The following is a 16,490-nucleotide window of genomic DNA, read 5'->3' on the forward strand; positions in this document are numbered from 1 at the left end:
GAAGTGCCGACCGCGATCTTGCTACGAAACGCAGCCCTCAAGGCTTCGGTGGGCATCGATCCGATCGATCGGCGGCCCAGCTCGGGCGGCCACCCGGGCTGGGCCATTCCTCACGGAACGAGGCCATTATAATCCGGCGCGCTAATACAAGGGTGGGCAAAGGCGCGCTCTTTGCGCGCCGTGCCCACCATCTATCGGCAGCGTGATCGTGAATGGTGGGCACGCTTCGCTTTGCCCACCCTACGATTCCGAGCCCTTGGCGCCCTTTACGCCTTCTCCAGCGCCGCGGTCAGATCCTCGATCAGATCGTCCGGATGCTCGAGCCCCGCGGAGAAGCGGATGAAGCCCTCGCTGATGCCGAGCGCGGCGCGATCGTCCGGCTTCAGCCGCTGATGGGTCGTAGTGGCCGGATGCGTCACTAGGCTCTTGGCGTCGCCGAGATTGTTGGAAATCTTGGCGAGCTTGAGCTCGTTGAGCACGCGGAACGCGCCCTGCTTGCCGCCCTTGACCTCGAAGCCGACCAGCGTCGAGCCGCCGCGCATCTGCTTCTTCACCAGCTCCGCCTGCGGATGATCGGCACGGCCGGGATAGACCAGTCGCGAAATCTTCGGATGGCTCGCCAGCACGTCGGCAATGCGTGCGGCCGTCTCGGTCTGCGCGCGCACGCGCACCGCCAGCGTTTCGAGGCCCTTGAGCAGCACCCAGGCGTTGAATGGCGAGATCGACGGGCCGGTCTGGCGCATGAAATTGTGGATGTGCTCGGCGATGAAGGCTTCCGAGGACAGGATGACGCCGCCGAGGCAGCGGCCCTGGCCGTCAATGTGCTTGGTCGCGGAATAGACCACGACGTCGGCACCGAGCGCGAGCGGACTCTGCCAGATCGGCGTTGCGAACACGTTGTCGACGATGAGGCGCGCGCCGCCGCTGTGCGCGATCTCGGCAATCGCGGGGATGTCGAGCACGTCGAGAGTCGGATTGGTCGGGCTCTCCAGGAAGAACGTCTTGGTGTTCGGCTTGAGCGCGCGCTGCCACTGGTCGAGGTCGAAGCCGTCGACCAGCGTGGTCTCGATGCCGTAGCGGGGAAGCAGATCCTGAATGACGTAGAGGCACGAGCCGAACAGGGCGCGCGAAGCCACCACGTGATCGCCGGACTTCAGCGGCGCGAGGATCGCGGTTGTCACCGCGGCCATCCCGGTCGCGGCGGAGCGGGCGGCCTCCGCGCCTTCGAGCTCGATCATGCGGCGCTCGAACATTGCGATGGTCGGGTTCGAGTAGCGCGAATAGATGAAGCCGGGATCCTCGCCCTTGAACCGCGCCTCGCATTCCTCGGCGCTGTTGTAGACGTAGCCCTGGGTCAGGAACAGCGCCTCGGACGTCTCGCCATATTGCGAGCGCAGCGTCCCGGAATGGACCAGGCGGGTATCGGGACGGTAGTTGGCAGGCGACTTCGACATAGGTACCTCCGCATGACCATCTTGTCGAAAATGGTCACAAAAAAACCGGCCTGGAAATCTCCACTGGCCGGGATCACAGAGGTCCCCGGCCTGTTTAGCGATTTATTTAACGTGGCTGCAAGCCGGCCGGCTCAAATCACCACGGGATAAGTCATGCTCTTATTCCGCAATACCCTTTCCGTCAAGACATCCATCGGCTAGCCGTAAAAAACTGTATCTTGCATGTCTGGATGCACGCACCCCCTGATGAGGACCCCCGGTTGACGTTCACGGTTGCCGCCGACGCCAATGGTATCCTGCCCGACCGCATGATCGCGGCGATGGCGGAAGCGGGGCTCATCCTGCCTTCGTACGACTTCGTCGAAAGCCAGATCCAGCCCGCGAGCCTCGACCTTCGTCTCGGCGACATCGTCTACCGTGTCCGTGCGAGCTTCCTGCCTGGCCCGGGCGCAACGGTGGCCGAGCGCATCGACGAGTTGAAGCTGCACGAATTCAGCCTTGCCGACGGTGCGGTGCTGGAGACCAACTGCGTCTACATCGTGCCGCTGCTCGAAAGCCTCGCGCTGCCGCCGGAGATTGTCGCGGCCGCAAACCCGAAAAGCTCCACCGGCCGGCTCGATGTCTTCACCCGCGTGATCGCCGATGGCACCCGCCGCTTCGACATGATCGGCGCCGGCTATCACGGCCCGCTCTATGCCGAGATCAGCCCGAAGACGTTTCCGGTCCTGGTCAGCGAGGGCTCGCGCCTCAGCCAGGTGCGCTTTCGAACCGGAGACGCCATCCTCAACATCGAAGAGCTCGAGGCGCTGCACGCGGCCGAGCGTCTCGTCGACGTCGACGATGCCGATCTCACCGGTGGCGTCGCCGTGTCGGTCGATCTCTCCGGCGAGAAGAGCGGCGGCTTCGTCGGCTATCGCGCCAAACGCCACACCGGCGTGGTCGATGTCGATCGTCGCGCCGGCTATGCGGTCGATGATTTCTGGGAGCCGATCGCGGCGCGTCCCGATGGCCGCCTGATCCTCGATCCCGGCGAGTTCTACATCCTCGCCTCGAAAGAGGCCGTGCAGGTCCCGCCCGACTACGCCGCGGAGATGGTGCCGTTCGATCCGCTGGTCGGCGAATTCCGCGTGCACTATGCCGGCTTCTTCGATCCCGGCTTCGGCTATGCCGGTGCCGGGGGGCGCGGATCGCGTGCCGTGCTTGAAGTGCGTTCGCGCGAAGTGCCGTTCATTCTCGAGCACGGCCAGATCGTGGGCCGCCTCGTCTATGAGAAAATGCTGGCGCGCCCCGATGCCATGTACGGCCAGCGCATCGGCTCGAACTACCAGGCGCAGGGCCTGAAGCTGAGCAAGCATTTCCGGGTTTAATTCCGCAGCCCGGATGGAGCGCAGCGAAATCCGGGAACCCTCGCCGGGAAGCAGAACCCGGATTGCGCTGCGCTGCATCCGGGCTACATTTCGTCCGAGGTGGCGAGATGACAGATCAACCTGAACTCGATGCAAAGATCCTCGACGACGTCGCGGACGCGCTGATCTATTCGGATCGCTCCGGCACGATCATGCGCTGGAATCGCGCATCGTGCGCACTGTTCGGCTTCTCCGCCGAGGAAGCGCTAGGCCAAAATCTCGACCTGATCATTCCCGAACATCTGCGCGCCGCGCACTGGAAAGGCTTTGAGGCCGCGCTTGCCAGCGGCGCGATGAGGCTGGCCGGGCGGCCTACACTGACCCGCGCGCTGCACAAGAGCGGTCGCAAGCTCTACATCGAGATGACTTTCGCATTGGTGCGCGACGCCGGCGGAGCAGTGCAGGGATCGGTGGCCATGGCCCGCGACGTGACCGAGCGCATCGAGCGCGAGCGCGCGGCCAAAGCTGCGCAAAACTAAGGCTGCGCACAACTCGTGATGCGGAATTGGCGGGCGGCGTGCAGGGTGTCATGCGTGCCGCTCAGGTTGTGTGTCGGCGAATGCAGTGACACACTCGATCAAAACAACGATCGGGAGCGAACATGACCGCCGCCGCAGACTCCGCGCAGCAAGCCGAATGGACACGCTGGCGCGCGGTCGCCGATCTCTACCACGCCTACTTCACCGGCCTGATCCTCACCGTCGTCACGCGGCGCGGCACGGCGGATGCCGCGGAGTTCGTCTTTCGCGTGTTTCGCCGCCAGCAGCAGGAGCGCTTCCTGCCCGGACTCGAAAAGCTCGGGCTCAGCCATCTGCCGCCGGCGGTCGCGGCTGCGCAATATCACTATCTCTCCAACTGGATCGGCGGCGTGCATGTCGAATACATGCATGAGAGCGACCGCAAAGCCTGGATCCGCTATCCGCCGCCGCGCTGGATCTGGAAGGGGCCGGCGATCTGCGGCGTGCCCGGCGAGGTCAGCCGCGCGATGCTGCGCGGCTGGCACGCCAACAATGGCGTCGCGCTCGGCGATCTCAGGCTCGGCTTTGTCTGCACCAAGCAGAGCGTCGATGGGCAAGACGGGCTCGAGGGCTATTATTATCAACATGACCAACCGCTCGAACTCGACCAGCGGCTGGTGTATGCGCGACATCTCGAAGCGCCGCTGTTCGATGTGGCCGCGGCTCCGGCTTTGCCGGTCGCAAGCTGGCCGAAACCGCGGCTGGAGAAAGCCTATCGCAACTATGCGATGGAATACGTCCGCACTGCCGCGCCGGTGATGGTGCAACTGTTCGGGTCGGAAGATGCCGGCTACCTGCTGCGCCTGACCGGCAAGCTCATCGGCATGCAATTCTTCGACGACACTGCCGGGGCACTCGCGATGGGTCGTGGCGGGGCGCGCGAGTTCGCGTCATTCCTCGGTGCGCTGTTCGCTGCTCAGGACGACGCGGTCCACATGGCGGAGTCCGAAGGCACGTCCGAACTCAGCCAGCACAGCTGGAAGCTGATGGACGATGTCGCCGACTATCACCCCGCCTGCACCAAGGTGCTGGAGGGCTTGTTCGAGGGCCTGGCTGCCGGTTGCGGCCGGCATATTGGCGTGCACGTGAGCCCGGCTCCGGGAGGCCGGCCGCCGCTGGTCTGGACCGTCGGGTAATTCCACCACTTGAAATGCGCTGCCGCAGGGCACGCCTGCACCTGACGCAGGAGGAATCGCTGCGTGCCGTGCTAACAAGCCCGTCGTTGCGCGTTTTGCGCGAACCAATCAATTGGCACACCTAGTCATTGCCGCGCCGCAAATGGCGCTTGTGCCCGGGAGAGGAAATGTCCGACATCGCCGAAATCCCGGTCGATGAACAAGAGCGTCCGTTGCCGCCACCTCCGCGGCCGATGATGAGCGCGCTGACCGACGGTCCGATCCTGCGCACGCTGCTCGGGCTCGCCTGGCCGAACGTGGTCGCGCTCTCCGCCGGCACCTGCGTGGTGATCGCGGAGACCTCCTATATCGGGCGGCTCGGTGTCGAGGCGCTGGCTGCGATGGCGCTGGTGTTTCCGACCGTGATCTTGACCATGACCATGTCCGGCGGCGCCATGGGCGGCGCGGTGGCTTCGGCTATCGCGCGTGCGCTCGGCGCCGGCGATCGCGAACGCGCCGGCACGCTCGCCGCGCACGCGCTGCTGATCGGCATCACCTTCGGCCTCGTCTTCATGCTGGGCATGCTGATCTTCGGACCAGAGGTACTCGAGATGCTCGGTGGTCGCGGCAATGTGCTGGCGCATGCGGTCGCCTACACGCAGGTGTTCTTCGGCGGCGCGGTGCTGCCCTGGCTGCTCAACACCATGGCGGGCGTATTGCGCGGCACCGGCAACATGAAGTTGCCGTCGCTGCTGATCCTCAATTCAGCGGTCTGGCAGGTCGTGCTGGGCGGGACGCTGGGGCTCGGGCTTGGGCCGGTGCCGCAGTTCGGCATGCGCGGCGTCGCGGCCGGCTCGCTGATCGCCTATTCCATGAACATCTGCGTGATGGGCTGGTACCTGTTCTCCGGCCGCGCGCGCGTCGTGCCGAAGCTGCGCGGGCTTCGCATCCAGTGGGCGATGTTCTTCGATATCCTGAAAGTGGGCGCGATCGCCTGCTTCTCGCCGCTGCAATCGGTGCTGACGATCTCGATCTTCACCCACATGCTGGCGAAATTCGGCACCGCGATCCTCGCCGGCTACGGCATCGGCGCGCGCCTCGAATTCCTGCTGACGTCGATCGCATTCTCGTTCGGCATCGCCTCGGTGCCGATGATCGGCATGGCGATCGGCGCCGGCCGCATCGCGCGCGCTCGCCGCATCGCCTGGATCGCAGGTGCGTCCGCGTTCGTCGCCGTCGGAGCGCCGGCGTGCCTCGTCGCGCTGTTCCCGGACGTTTGGGTCAATATTTTTACCGACAGCGCAACGGTGCGCGCCACAAGCCATCAATATTTGTCGACGGTGGCGCCGTTCTACGCCTTCATCGGCCTTGCCTCGACGATGTATTTCTCGTCGCAAGGCGCGGCCAAGGTGATCGGGCCGGTGCTGGCGCAGACCGCGCGGCTCATCTACATCGCCGCTTGCGGCTGGTGGCTGTCGACGCACGACGCCACCGCGCAAAACTTCTTCTGGCTCGCCGCGAGCTCGATGATCGTGCTCGGCCTGCTGTCATGTTCGAGCGTGGTGCTGACGCGCTGGGGACCGCGGGAGAAGAAGCCCGCCGTTCGCCCGGCGCTGTCGGCAGCTATCGACTAGCGATGCCTATGGCGGCGGTGGCCGCCACCGCCGACATTGGCGAGCCGCATCAATTGCGGGATCATCGCCATCATGTCGCCACCGCCGGCACCGCCGAGCATGCCCATGATGTCGCCGCCTCCGCCCATCGGCGCGTAGCCACCGTAGCTGGGCACACTGAAGCCGCCGCCGATATCGCCACCCATCATGCCGCCGCCGTTCTCCATCATGCGGCTCATCATCGGGCCCATGGTCTGCATCATCATGGCGAAGCGGCGCTTGCCCATCTTCGCCTTCATCATCTCCAGCATCGGCGCCATCTGCGTCATCATGTCCTCGCCGACGGCGCCTGTGCCGCCGAACCCTGCGAATTGCGCCTTTGCCGGCGCGCCCGTGACGGACAGCAACAGCAGCACGGCGGCTGCCTGGCAGATCACCTTGTCAGCACCTCTCATGGCATGGTCCTCGCGTGCGTGACGCCGCCGGGAGAGCGGAGCCGACCGGACGCACGCGGGCATGGTTACGGTCGATGAGGGCAGGGCTCCGTGAGAAAGATCACGCAGCGGCGGTTGGGAATGCCTTCTGCATCGCGATCACGGCCTCCTTGGTCTGCTCCTGGACGTAAGCTGCAAGCTCGTTCGGCAGCATGTCGATGATCCAGACCAGGCGGCACCTCGCTTCGCTCTCCGCGATCACCTGCACCGAGGCGCTGTAGTGCTTCAGGCGCTCATTGTTGATGGCATAGACCAGCCGCTGCCGGGCTTCGTCGCAATCGACCAGCACTTCGCGCGCCACCGAGCCATTTGCGAAGGTGACGATGCGCGCATCGCCGTCAACCGAGCATGCGGTGACGAAGCCCGGCACCAGCCGCCGATGCAGCGCGCCGAAATCGCGCACCGCGTCCCAGACGTCGTGGGCGGAAGCGTTGAGAGGAATGTCGTTGTGGATGGAAGCCATGAAGGTGTCCTTGATTGAGAAGTTCGTAGGGTGGGCAAAGGCGCGCTCTTCGCGCGCCGTGCCCACCATTCATCGCCACGGTCGCATGTGACGGTGGGCACGCTACGCTTTGCCCACCCTACGAGTGCTCGTGCGCGGCGCTTCTACACACAAACCGCCTCGACATTGTTGCCGTCCGGATCGATCAGAAACGCCGCGTAGTATGTCGGGCTGTAATCCTTGCGCGGGCCGGCGCCGCCATTGTCGCGGCCGCCGCTCTTCAGCCCCTCGCTGTGGAACGCCTTGACCGCGTCGTGATTGCGGGCGCGAAACGCGATGTGGGCGCCGTCGGCCTTGCGGCCTTTGTTCAGATGCAGCCATAGCGCTGGTTCGCCCTTCGGCCCAAAACCGGCGTAACCGTCGCCGCTCGAGCAGAGCACGTAGCCGAGCGGCGCCAGCACCGCGCTGTAGAAGCGGGTGGCGGCATCGAGGTCGGCAACCCGCAATCCGATGTGGTCGTACATGATCGTCTCCATTTGCCAAGCGCGCCACGTGATGGCGCGCGCCGGAGACGAATCTAGTCAGTTCAGGGCGAGCTGCTCTTGGAGAATCTTGCGCTCGCCCTTCGAGGCCTGCCGGAACTTGGTCGGCGAGACGCCGGCCGCGCGATGAAAGGTGCGGACGAAATTGGAGAGATCGCCGAAGCCGACGTCATAGGCGATATCGGTGACCGCGATGGCGTCGTCGGCGAGCAGCCGCGCGGCGTGCCGCAGCCGCGAGCGCACCAGGTATTGATGCGGGGTGACGCCAAGCACCTGCGAGAACAGCCGCAGGAAATGAAACGGGCTCAGGCCCGCCTGGCGCGCGGCCTGTTCGAGGTCGATCTCGCCATGTGAATTGTCGTCGATCCACAGCGCCGCCTCCACCGCACGGCGGCGATCACGCGCCGAAGGCCGCGCAGCTTTGCGCGGCTTGCCCGAGACGACATCGACAAAACGGCCGGCGAGGATCTGGCCGACCTCGTCGAGACCGATATCGCTATTGCCATCTGCCGCCGTCTGCGCCAATTCGCCCAACACCATCAGTTCCGGCAGCGGCGGCGTCGCGCCGACCTGCCAGACCTCGCGCCGCCCGCCCAGCGCCTCGACCAGATCCTCTTCGAAGAAGAACGACAGGCAGACGTCGCCGCTGACATGCTCATGCGTGCAGGTGTATTCGTCGCCGGGAGCGCCGACCAGCACCGAGCCCGCCACCAGCTCGAAGAACCCTGCGCGGCAATGGCAGCCAAAGCTGCCGGCGCGGACATAGGCGATGGAATGACCGGAGCGACATTCGGCGAATGGCTCATCGCCCGGTCCCGCATCGCAGCGGAACTCGGAGACCGTCATCGATCGTGACGTCAACAGCGTGGTCGCATCCATCCAGGCTATCTAGGTGGGAGACCTCGGCGGGGCAACCGGCAGCAGCACTTCGAACAGCGTCTTGCTGGCGACCGGATGGGCGCCCTCCAGCGCGAGCAGCCGCCGCTTGGAGATCACTCCGCCGTAAGGCGATTGCCGGTCGGCGTAGTTGCCGGTCTCCAGCACGCGGTGGCAGGGCACGATCAGCATATAGGGGTTTTTCGCGATCGCCTGCGCCACCGAATGCGCGGCGCCGGAGGCGCCCAGCGCCTTGGCGATCTCGTAATAGGTGCGCGTCTCGCCGCGCGGGATGGTGCAGGCGTACTCGTAGACCCGCCGGTTGAAGACGGGCACGTCGCTGCAATCAAGGCTGACGTCGGAAAAATCGGGGTCGCTGCCTTGCAGCAACGCCGCGATGCCCTCGATCGCAAGCTCGGCATTGAGCGGAACCGGCTGCTCGCGCGCCTCGGGATGGACCTGGAAGATCCGGCGGCGGGTGTCGATCTCCCGCGCCTCCGGCAATTGCACGGCCACCACGCCGGAATTGCTCCAGACGATGCCGCAGCGGCCTATGGCCGTGTCGAATATTGCGTAAGCACGCCCCACCATGCGCACGCCCCACACGCTGTACGTCTTCTCAACCCGGCAGCGATCATAACACCGCCACAATCCGGCGCACCTGGAATCTTACCAGGACGTTAACAACCGTCCGGCCGGGCGCGCCAAAGCGCTTGGCGCAAGGCGCCGTCTCGGGTAATCAAGGCGAGCGTCGGCCACCGCGCATCCCGCGGGCGTAGTTCAATGGTAGAACGGCAGCTTCCCAAGCTGCATACGAGGGTTCGATTCCCTTCGCCCGCTCCAATCCCTGCCTTGTGGCAGGGCGCTTCGCAGGACTTTGATCTTTCGACAGCGCGAACAGGATGCCCCTTCGAAGTTTCAGCGGAGAGGGGCACGGATGTTGTCGTCGCGCACCGCGCCAACATTCCAATATATTAGCCTCTCGCTTCCGGCGTTCGCCGCTGCCCGCGCTAAGCTCCCTCATGCGCCGGCAGATGCGGTCCTTGCGCCGGGCAACGTTCGGATCAGAGGTCATGGATCAGCAAAAGCTCGACCGCGCGATCGGTCGCCGATTGAAGACGGTGCGGACGCAAGCCGGCATGACGCTGAACGAGCTCGCGGCGCGCTCCGGCGTGAGCCGGGCCATGATCGGGCGGGTGGAGCGGGCGCAGAGCAGTGCGACGGCGTCGCTGCTCAACAAGCTCTGCGCGGCCCTCGACGTGTCCTTGAGCGATGTGGTGGCGCTCGCCGAGAAACCGCCGGAGCGGCTGGTGCGGCTTGCCGACCAGCCGCTCTGGCGCGATCCCGACAGCGGTTATCGCCGGCGCCACGCCTCGCCGACAGATGCGGCGAGCGGCATCGAGGTCATCGTGGTGGATATGCCGGCCGGCGCGCGGGTGCCCTACAGCCCCTGGGGCCGCAACGCCTTTACCCAGCAACTCCTGATGCTGGAAGGCACGATCGCCGTGCATATCGACGCCAAGACGGTGCGCCTGCGCGAGGGCGATTGTCTGGATTTCGACGTGATGCGCGCGGTCACCTTCGAGAACGAAACCAGACAGGATGCGCGCTACGTCATCATCACGCGGCGCGGCACCTCTTACGGAAAGATGTGAGGCCCTGACGATGCAGATCCGCACCGGTGACACCTTCGATCCGCGCGTGGTCGCGCTGCTCGACCATCACGTTGCGGCCGCGCGAGCGCAGACCGCGCCGGGCAGCGCCCATGCGCTTGATCTCGCCGGGCTTCGTGTGCCAGAGGTCGCGTTCTGGACCGGCTGGGACAGCGAGACGCTGGTCGCCACTGGTGCGCTGAAGGCGCTGTCGGCGGCGTATGGCGAGGTGAAGTCGATGCATACGCTGCAAACCGCGCGGCGGCGCGGCTATGGCGGCGAGATGCTGCGCCATATCATTGCGGAGGCCCGCGCACGCGGCTTGCATCGGCTCAGCCTCGAAACCGGATCGTGGGACTATTTCAAGCCGGCGCACGCGCTGTACCAGGCGCACGGCTTTGTCCCGTGCGGTCCATTCGAGGGCTATGCCGAGGACCCCAACAGCCTGTTCTTGACGCTCGATCTGAGCGGCGGCTGACCTCGGCACGCTGCGCCTTCGGCACAGACCGGTCCGAAAATGACGTCGTCCCCCTCAAAATGAGTTGCGTACCTCAGAACACCTCTGCTAGCGTTCAGCCATGGCTCAGGACACGCTCACGGCGACCGCGCTGACGCTGAAGGATATCGCCCGTCAGGCGGGCGTCAGCCTTGCGACGGTCGATCGCGTCCTGCACAACCGCCCGGGCGTGCGGCCGGACACGGTCCGTCGCGTCCAGGAGACGATCGCGCGCAACGCGTTCCAGCCGCATGTGGCCGCAGCCGAGCTGGCCCGCGGCCGCGCCCGCCGCTTTGCGTTCGTGATGCCGTCGGGGCCGAACCCGTTCATGCAGCAGATCGAGGACTATTTCGGCGAGATGTCGGCCTGGCTCTCGGCCCGCCGCCTCCATGTCGAGACGGTCGCAACCGACGTGTTCGATCCGTCCGTGCTTGCGGCCTCGCTGGAAGCGTTGTCGGGAGATTACGACGGCGTTGCGGTGGTGGCGCTTGACCATCCCCGCGTCCGCGCCGCGATCAACGATCTCGTCGATGCCGGCAGCAAGGTGGTGACGCTGGTGTCGGACGTGCCCTCGTCGCGCCGTCATCATTATATCGGCATCGACAACATCGCCGCCGGCCGAACCGCCGGCGCGCTGGTTGGGCGACTGGCCGGACAAAGATCCGGCAAGGTCGCGATCGTCGCCGGCTCGCAGGGCCTGCGGGACCACGCCGAGCGCATTTTCGGCTTCAACCAGGTAATGGCCTCGGAATTTCCAGGTCTCAGCGTACTGCCTGTGCTGGAAGGGCGCGATGAGGACGCGCGTACGGAGCAGCTTCTGGCGCGGCTGTTGGGCAAGCATGCTGACATTGTCGGGCTTTATAACGTCGGCGCCGGCACGCAGGGTGTCGCCAACGCATTGGGCGATGCCGGACGCGACAAGCAGGTGGTGTTCGTCGGGCACGACGTTACGGTGCTGACGCGAAAGCTGTTGTTGCAGGGCGTGATGGATGCCGCGATCTCGCAGAATCCGGGACACGAGGCGCGCGCCGCCGTGCGCGTGCTGCTCGCGCTCGCCCGCGGCGAGCCGATCTTGCGCGAACAGGAGAAGATCAGGATCGACATCGTGATGAGGGACAATCTGCCGTAAGCCCAGGGAGCAAACGATGGGCTGAACGGCGCGAATTTCAAAACCGCCGTTGCGGGAAGAGGCGACGCAAGCTCGCCCGCCGCAACGGAAACGAAAGGGAGGACGGCGTGTATCTCGGAATGGACATCGGCACGTCCGGTGTGAAGGCGGTGCTCGTGAGCGAAGCCGGCGCGATCGTCGCGACAGCCGCGCGCGAGCTTGCGCTCTCGCATCCCGCGCCGTTGTGGTCCGAGCAGGATCCCGATGCCTGGGTCGATGCGGCGATCGGCGCGGTCGATGATCTCGCGGCCCACCATCCGCGTGAGGCCGCGCAGGTGCGCGGCATCGGCCTGTCAGGTCAGATGCATGGCGCGACGCTGCTCGGTGAGGACGGCCGCCCGCTGCGGCCAGCGATCCTCTGGAACGATGGCCGCTCGCAGGCCGAATGCGGCGAACTCACGCGGCGCTGTCCGTCGCTTCACGGCATTGCCGGCAATCTGGCGATGCCCGGCTTCACGGCGCCAAAGCTGCTCTGGGTCGCGCGGCACGAGCCCAAAATCTTCGAACGTGTCGCAAAGGTGCTGCTGCCGAAGGCCTATGTCCGATTCCGCCTCACCGGCGAGATGGTCGAGGACATGTCCGATGCCGCCGGCACGCTGTGGCTCGATGTCGGCCGACGCCGCTGGTCGGCCCTGCTGCTGCATGCCACCGGTCTCGATCTCCACCACATGCCGCGTCTCGTCGAGGGCAGCGAGGCGAGCGCGGTGCTCGCGCCGGAATTGGCCCAGCGCTGGGGCATGGCGAACCAAGTCGTGGTCGCCGGCGGCGCCGGAGATTGCGCGGCGAGCGCGATCGGGCTCGGTGCGATCGCGCCGGGCGATGCGTTTCTGTCACTGGGAACCTCGGGCGTGGTGTTCCGCGTCACCGATCGCTTTGCGCCGGCACCGGCCTCGGCCGTGCACGCCTTTTGCCACGCACTGCCCGGGCTCTGGCACCAGATGGGCGTGATGCTGTCGGCCGCGGCCTCGCTCGCCTGGCTTTCCGGCGTCATGGACGTGCCCGCCGCGGCGCTGCTGGCGCCGCTCGGCGAACGCGTCGACGGGCCGAGTCCGATAAAATTCCTGCCCTATCTCGACGGTGAGCGTACACCGCACAACGACGCCGCCGCGAGCGGGGCCTTCGTGGGCCTGCGGGGTGCGACCGGGCGCGCCCAGATGGTTCAGGCCGTGCTCGAGGGTGTCGCCTTCGCGGCGCGCGACAATCTCGCGGCACTAAGTGCGGCGAGCGGGCCGATCGCCGAGGTCGATCTCGTCGGCGGTGGCTCGCGCTCGCCGCTATGGGCGCAGATCTGTGCCGACGTGCTCGGCATTCCCGTTCACCGGGTCGAGGAAGGTGAGGTGGGCGCAGCACTCGGTGCTGCGCGGCTTGGCCTGCTTGCGGTCACCGGCGAAGACCCGGCGCAGGTCTGCACGCGCCCGCGGCGGCTCGCAACCTTCGCCCCTCGCGCATCCGTCGTTCCCGCCTATGACGAGGCCTATGGCCGTTGGCGTAATCTCTATCCCGCCTTGAAGGAGCGTGCTTAAGTGAACGTGTCAGCCAAATTCTTCGACGCAAGCGCGCCGATTGCCTTTGAAGGCAAGGACGCCAAGAGCCCACTTGCCTTCCGCTGGTACGACAAGGACCGGCTTGTGCATGGCCGCCGGCTCGAAGACCATCTGCGCTTCGCCGTCTGCTACTGGCATTCGTTCTGCTGGCCCGGCGGCGATCCGTTCGGCGGCGAGACGTTCTTGCGCCCCTGGCATCACGGCACCGACCCGATGGCCATGGCGCGGGCCAAGGCCGACATCGCCTTCGAGCTGTTCCGCCTGCTGGATGTGCCCTTCTTCACCTTCCACGACGTCGATGCGGCGCCGGAAGGCAACTCGCTCGCGGAGTCCGTCGCCAACCTCAACGCTATCGCCGATCTGTTCGAACAGAAGATGGCATCAAGCAAGGTTCGCCTGCTCTGGGGCACCGCGAACCTGTTCACGCATCGGCGCTACATGGCCGGCGCTGCGACCAATCCGGACCCCGAGATCTTCACCTATGCCGCCGGCCAGGTCCGCGCCGCGCTGGAAGTGACGCACCGGCTCGGCGGCCAGAACTACGTGCTGTGGGGCGGGCGCGAGGGCTACGAGACGCTGCTCAACACCGATCTCAAGCGCGAGCTCGACCAGCTCGGCCGTTTCGTTTCGATGGTCGTCGAGCACAAGCACAAGATCGGCTTCAAGGGCCCGCTCCTGATCGAGCCCAAACCGAAGGAGCCGACCAAGCATCAATATGATTTCGATGTCGCCACCTGTTACGGCTTCCTCCAGCGTTACGATCTGTTGCAGGACGTCAAGCTCAACATCGAGCAGAACCACGCCATCCTTGCCGGCCACTCGTTCCATCACGAGGTCGCGCTCGCCGAGGCGCTCGGTGTCTTTGGCTCGCTCGACATCAATCGTGGCGACGATCTGCTCGGCTGGGACACCGACCAGTTCGCCATGAACGTGCCGGAGCTGGCGCTGGTGTTCCACGAGCTGCTGCAGCGCGGCGGCTTCTCCACCGGCGGCCTCAATTTCGACGCCAAGATCAGGCGCCAATCGATCGATCCGGACGACCTGATCCACGCCCATGTCGGTTCGATGGATGCCTGCGCGCGGGCGTTGCTGGCCGCTGCCGACATGCTCGATGCCGGCGCGCTCGCAACGCCGCTCGCTGAACGTTATGCGGGGTGGGCGGGGGCCGAAGGTCGCGCTATCCTTGGGGGCCAACGTACGCTCGCCGATCTCGCCGACCGCGCGCTAGGCTCCGGCTTCGATCCGCAGCCGCGCTCGGGACGGCAGGAATATCTGGAATCGCTGGTCAACCGCTATGTTTGAACGAGGCCGATCATGAGTACGCCTGCCGCAACCCCCGTCCTGCAATTGACCGGCATCGGCAAGGAGTTCGGCGCGATCCGCGCGCTGCACGACGTCGACATGCGGGTCGAGCCCGGCGAGGTCGTCGGCTTGATGGGCGACAACGGCGCCGGAAAGTCGACGCTGGTGAAGATCATCGCCGGCAATTTCCGTCCCAGCCACGGCGAGATCCGTTTCGCCGGCTCGCCGGTTCATTTCTCTCGTCCGATCGATGCCCGCACCGTCGGCATCGAGGTGGTCTATCAGGATCTCGCAATCGCCGACAATCTGACGGCCGCGGCCAATGTCTTCCTCGGCCGCGAGCTCAAGCGCAAGATCGGCCCGTTGTCGCTGCTCGACCACAAGGCGATGGCGGCGCGCGCGCTCGAGCTATTCGGCGAGTTGCGCTCCGAAACGCGGCCGCATGATCTCGTCAAGCTGATGTCGGGCGGCCAGCGCCAGGCGGTCGCGATCGCCCGCACCCGGCTCTCCAACGCCAAGCTCGTGATGATGGACGAGCCGACGGCCGCGATTTCGGTGCGCCAGGTCGAGCAGGTGCTCGGCCTGATCCATCGCCTGAAGGAACAGGGCGTCGCGGTGATGCTGATCTCACACCGTATGCCCGACGTGTTCGCGGTCTGCGACCGCGTTATCGTCATGCGTCGCGGCGAGAAGCGCGCCGACAAGCCGATCCGGGACACCAGCCCCGAAGAGGTGACCGCCCTCATCACCGGCGCGAAGGAGGCTGCATAAATGGCGATGCCCTTGGAATCTCCGATCACCTTCTCGAATATCGGCAAGATCAGATGGTGGCAGCGCGGCATCTTCGCCTCCCAGACCGGCTACGTGCTGATCGCGCTGGCGGTGCTGCTGGTGGTCATGCATTTTGCGAGCCCCTATTTCTTCACCGAAGGCAACATGCAGAACGTGGCGAAGAACTTTTCCTTCATCGCCATCGCCACCCTCGGCATCACCTTCGTCATCATCACTGGCGGCATCGACCTCTCGGTCGGCTCGATGATGTGCTTTTCCGCCATGATCACCTCGATGGTCATGGTCGAGCTGTCGGCGCCCGGATCGCCGCTCGTCCACCTGGCCGCCGACGGTAAGACCGCGATCGCCAATGTGCCGGGCCTGATCCTGCTGCTGTCGGTGCTGGCCGGGCTTTTGGTCGCGCTGCTCGTCGGACTCGTCAACGGCTTCTGCATCGCGGTGCTGGGACTATCGCCGTTCGTAACCACGCTCGGCATGCTCTCGATCGTGCGTGGGCTCGCCTATGTCGTCTCGAACGGTCGCGGCAGCTTCCCTGGCGGCCCCGATGCCGACTATTTTTATGCGCTCACCTCGGGCGACATACTCGGCGTGCCGATGCCCTTCATCTACCTGCTGATCCTCGCCGCGATCATGGCGGTCGTGCTGCATCACAGCTCGTTCGGCCGCCATGTCTTCGCGCTCGGCGGCAACGAGAAGGCGGCCGAGCTGACCGGCATCCCGGTCGTGCGCGTCAAGATCGAGGTCTATGTGATCTGCGCGGTCGCCGCAGGGCTGCAGGGCATCATCATCTCGGGCTGGCTCGGATCGGCGCCCGCGAACATGGCGACTTCGTATGAGCTGAACGTGATCGCCGCGGCCGTCATCGGCGGTGCCAACCTTGCCGGCGGCGTCGGCGGGCCGCTCGGTGCCATCGTCGGCTGCGTGCTGCTCGAGGTGATCCGCAACGGCCTCGTGCTCGCGCAGGTCAACTCCTACTGGCAGCAGACGCTGGTGGGCGTGATCATCATCCTGGCCGTGCTGGTCGATCGGATCCGGTCGCGCATGACTTGAGAACGACTTTTCCGGGAGAATAACGA

General features: G+C 65.7%; 17 protein-coding genes, 1 tRNA gene and 1 riboswitch. Of the genes, 12 read left to right on the forward strand and 6 right to left on the reverse strand.

Features of this window, described 5'->3' with window-relative positions; all coding sequences use genetic code 11:
* Positions 1-266: 266 nt before the first annotated feature.
* On the reverse strand, positions 267-1,454 hold the full coding sequence (locus tag AB8Z38_RS25760; protein ID WP_369720551.1) for an O-succinylhomoserine sulfhydrylase: 1,188 nt from the start codon (positions 1,452-1,454) through the stop codon (positions 267-269).
* Between the two features lie 73 nt (positions 1,455-1,527).
* Positions 1,528-1,607, reverse strand: a riboswitch (SAM riboswitch).
* 77 nt (positions 1,608-1,684) lie between these two features.
* On the opposite strand from AB8Z38_RS25760, the gene AB8Z38_RS25765 reads away from it, so the two are divergent.
* From AB8Z38_RS25765 to AB8Z38_RS25780, 4 genes are all read left to right on the forward strand, one after another.
* Positions 1,685-2,821 (forward strand): 2'-deoxycytidine 5'-triphosphate deaminase, encoded by a 1,137-nt coding sequence (locus tag AB8Z38_RS25765; protein ID WP_369720552.1) that lies wholly within the window; start codon positions 1,685-1,687, stop codon positions 2,819-2,821.
* Positions 2,822-2,928: 107 nt separating this feature from the next.
* Positions 2,929-3,339: a PAS domain S-box protein gene (locus AB8Z38_RS25770; RefSeq protein WP_369720553.1), complete on the forward strand. Its 411-nt coding sequence runs from the start codon at positions 2,929-2,931 to the stop codon at positions 3,337-3,339.
* 122 nt (positions 3,340-3,461) lie between these two features.
* Positions 3,462-4,514 (forward strand): hypothetical protein, encoded by a 1,053-nt coding sequence (locus AB8Z38_RS25775; RefSeq protein ID WP_369720554.1) that lies wholly within the window; start codon positions 3,462-3,464, stop codon positions 4,512-4,514.
* 167 nt (positions 4,515-4,681) lie between these two features.
* Positions 4,682-6,127 (forward strand): MATE family efflux transporter, encoded by a 1,446-nt coding sequence (locus AB8Z38_RS25780; protein ID WP_369720555.1) that lies wholly within the window; start codon positions 4,682-4,684, stop codon positions 6,125-6,127.
* Here the strand turns inward: AB8Z38_RS25780 and AB8Z38_RS25785 are convergent.
* From AB8Z38_RS25785 to AB8Z38_RS25805, 5 genes are all read right to left on the reverse strand, one after another.
* Positions 6,124-6,561: a hypothetical protein gene (locus AB8Z38_RS25785; RefSeq protein WP_369720556.1), complete on the reverse strand. Its 438-nt coding sequence runs from the start codon at positions 6,559-6,561 to the stop codon at positions 6,124-6,126. The two genes, AB8Z38_RS25780 and AB8Z38_RS25785, sit on opposite strands and share 4 nt — an antisense overlap.
* 100 nt (positions 6,562-6,661) lie before the next feature.
* The gene (locus AB8Z38_RS25790; protein WP_369720557.1) at positions 6,662-7,063 is read right to left on the reverse strand and encodes an SRPBCC family protein; all 402 of its coding nucleotides are present in this window, start codon (positions 7,061-7,063) and stop codon (positions 6,662-6,664) included.
* 143 nt (positions 7,064-7,206) lie between these two features.
* Entirely contained in the window at positions 7,207-7,566 is a 360-nt protein-coding gene (locus AB8Z38_RS25795) for a VOC family protein (RefSeq protein ID WP_369720558.1), read from the reverse strand.
* Between the two features lie 57 nt (positions 7,567-7,623).
* Entirely contained in the window at positions 7,624-8,463 is an 840-nt protein-coding gene (locus AB8Z38_RS25800; protein ID WP_369720559.1) for a helix-turn-helix transcriptional regulator, read from the reverse strand.
* Between the two features lie 9 nt (positions 8,464-8,472).
* Complete coding sequence (locus AB8Z38_RS25805) at positions 8,473-9,051, reverse strand: methylated-DNA--[protein]-cysteine S-methyltransferase (RefSeq protein ID WP_369720560.1); 579 nt, start codon at positions 9,049-9,051, stop codon at positions 8,473-8,475.
* Positions 9,052-9,229: 178 nt separating this feature from the next.
* Between AB8Z38_RS25805 and AB8Z38_RS25810 the strand changes: the two genes are divergently transcribed.
* The 8 genes from AB8Z38_RS25810 (at position 9,230) to AB8Z38_RS25845 (ending at position 16,464) form a co-directional block, all read left to right on the forward strand.
* Positions 9,230-9,303: transfer RNA gene (locus AB8Z38_RS25810), tRNA-Gly, on the forward strand.
* Between the two features lie 230 nt (positions 9,304-9,533).
* The gene (locus AB8Z38_RS25815; protein ID WP_369720561.1) at positions 9,534-10,115 is read left to right on the forward strand and encodes a helix-turn-helix domain-containing protein; all 582 of its coding nucleotides are present in this window, start codon (positions 9,534-9,536) and stop codon (positions 10,113-10,115) included.
* Positions 10,116-10,125: 10 nt separating this feature from the next.
* Entirely contained in the window at positions 10,126-10,590 is a 465-nt protein-coding gene (locus tag AB8Z38_RS25820) for a GNAT family N-acetyltransferase (protein WP_369720562.1), read from the forward strand.
* A 100-nt stretch (positions 10,591-10,690) separates the two neighbouring features.
* Entirely contained in the window at positions 10,691-11,737 is a 1,047-nt protein-coding gene (locus AB8Z38_RS25825) for a LacI family DNA-binding transcriptional regulator (protein ID WP_369720563.1), read from the forward strand.
* 107 nt (positions 11,738-11,844) lie between these two features.
* On the forward strand, positions 11,845-13,299 hold the full coding sequence (xylB, locus tag AB8Z38_RS25830) for a xylulokinase (protein WP_369720564.1): 1,455 nt from the start codon (positions 11,845-11,847) through the stop codon (positions 13,297-13,299).
* On the forward strand, positions 13,300-14,622 hold the full coding sequence (gene xylA / locus AB8Z38_RS25835; protein ID WP_369720565.1) for a xylose isomerase: 1,323 nt from the start codon (positions 13,300-13,302) through the stop codon (positions 14,620-14,622). It abuts the gene before it with no gap.
* A 12-nt stretch (positions 14,623-14,634) separates the two neighbouring features.
* Positions 14,635-15,393, forward strand: a complete 759-nt coding sequence (locus AB8Z38_RS25840; protein WP_369720566.1) for an ATP-binding cassette domain-containing protein — start codon at positions 14,635-14,637, stop codon at positions 15,391-15,393.
* Complete coding sequence (locus AB8Z38_RS25845) at positions 15,394-16,464, forward strand: ABC transporter permease (protein WP_369720567.1); 1,071 nt, start codon at positions 15,394-15,396, stop codon at positions 16,462-16,464.
* The last annotated feature ends 26 nt before the right edge of the window (positions 16,465-16,490 follow it).

The sequence above is a fragment of the Bradyrhizobium sp. LLZ17 genome, from assembly GCF_041200145.1.
Taxonomy (GTDB): Bacteria; Pseudomonadota; Alphaproteobacteria; order Rhizobiales; family Xanthobacteraceae; genus Bradyrhizobium.

Coding starts and splice junctions, on each gene's coding strand:
- AB8Z38_RS25760 (WP_369720551.1), bottom strand. CDS start 1,454: ATGTCGAAGTCGCCTGCCAACTACCGTCCCGATACCCGCCTGGTCCAT.
- AB8Z38_RS25765 (WP_369720552.1), top strand. CDS start 1,685: ATGCACGCACCCCCTGATGAGGACCCCCGGTTGACGTTCACGGTTGCC.
- AB8Z38_RS25770 (WP_369720553.1), top strand. CDS start 2,929: ATGACAGATCAACCTGAACTCGATGCAAAGATCCTCGACGACGTCGCG.
- AB8Z38_RS25775 (WP_369720554.1), top strand. CDS start 3,462: ATGACCGCCGCCGCAGACTCCGCGCAGCAAGCCGAATGGACACGCTGG.
- AB8Z38_RS25780 (WP_369720555.1), top strand. CDS start 4,682: ATGTCCGACATCGCCGAAATCCCGGTCGATGAACAAGAGCGTCCGTTG.
- AB8Z38_RS25785 (WP_369720556.1), bottom strand. CDS start 6,561: ATGAGAGGTGCTGACAAGGTGATCTGCCAGGCAGCCGCCGTGCTGCTG.
- AB8Z38_RS25790 (WP_369720557.1), bottom strand. CDS start 7,063: ATGGCTTCCATCCACAACGACATTCCTCTCAACGCTTCCGCCCACGAC.
- AB8Z38_RS25795 (WP_369720558.1), bottom strand. CDS start 7,566: ATGTACGACCACATCGGATTGCGGGTTGCCGACCTCGATGCCGCCACC.
- AB8Z38_RS25800 (WP_369720559.1), bottom strand. CDS start 8,463: ATGGATGCGACCACGCTGTTGACGTCACGATCGATGACGGTCTCCGAG.
- AB8Z38_RS25805 (WP_369720560.1), bottom strand. CDS start 9,051: ATGGTGGGGCGTGCTTACGCAATATTCGACACGGCCATAGGCCGCTGC.
- AB8Z38_RS25815 (WP_369720561.1), top strand. CDS start 9,534: ATGGATCAGCAAAAGCTCGACCGCGCGATCGGTCGCCGATTGAAGACG.
- AB8Z38_RS25820 (WP_369720562.1), top strand. CDS start 10,126: ATGCAGATCCGCACCGGTGACACCTTCGATCCGCGCGTGGTCGCGCTG.
- AB8Z38_RS25825 (WP_369720563.1), top strand. CDS start 10,691: ATGGCTCAGGACACGCTCACGGCGACCGCGCTGACGCTGAAGGATATC.
- AB8Z38_RS25840 (WP_369720566.1), top strand. CDS start 14,635: ATGAGTACGCCTGCCGCAACCCCCGTCCTGCAATTGACCGGCATCGGC.
- AB8Z38_RS25845 (WP_369720567.1), top strand. CDS start 15,394: ATGGCGATGCCCTTGGAATCTCCGATCACCTTCTCGAATATCGGCAAG.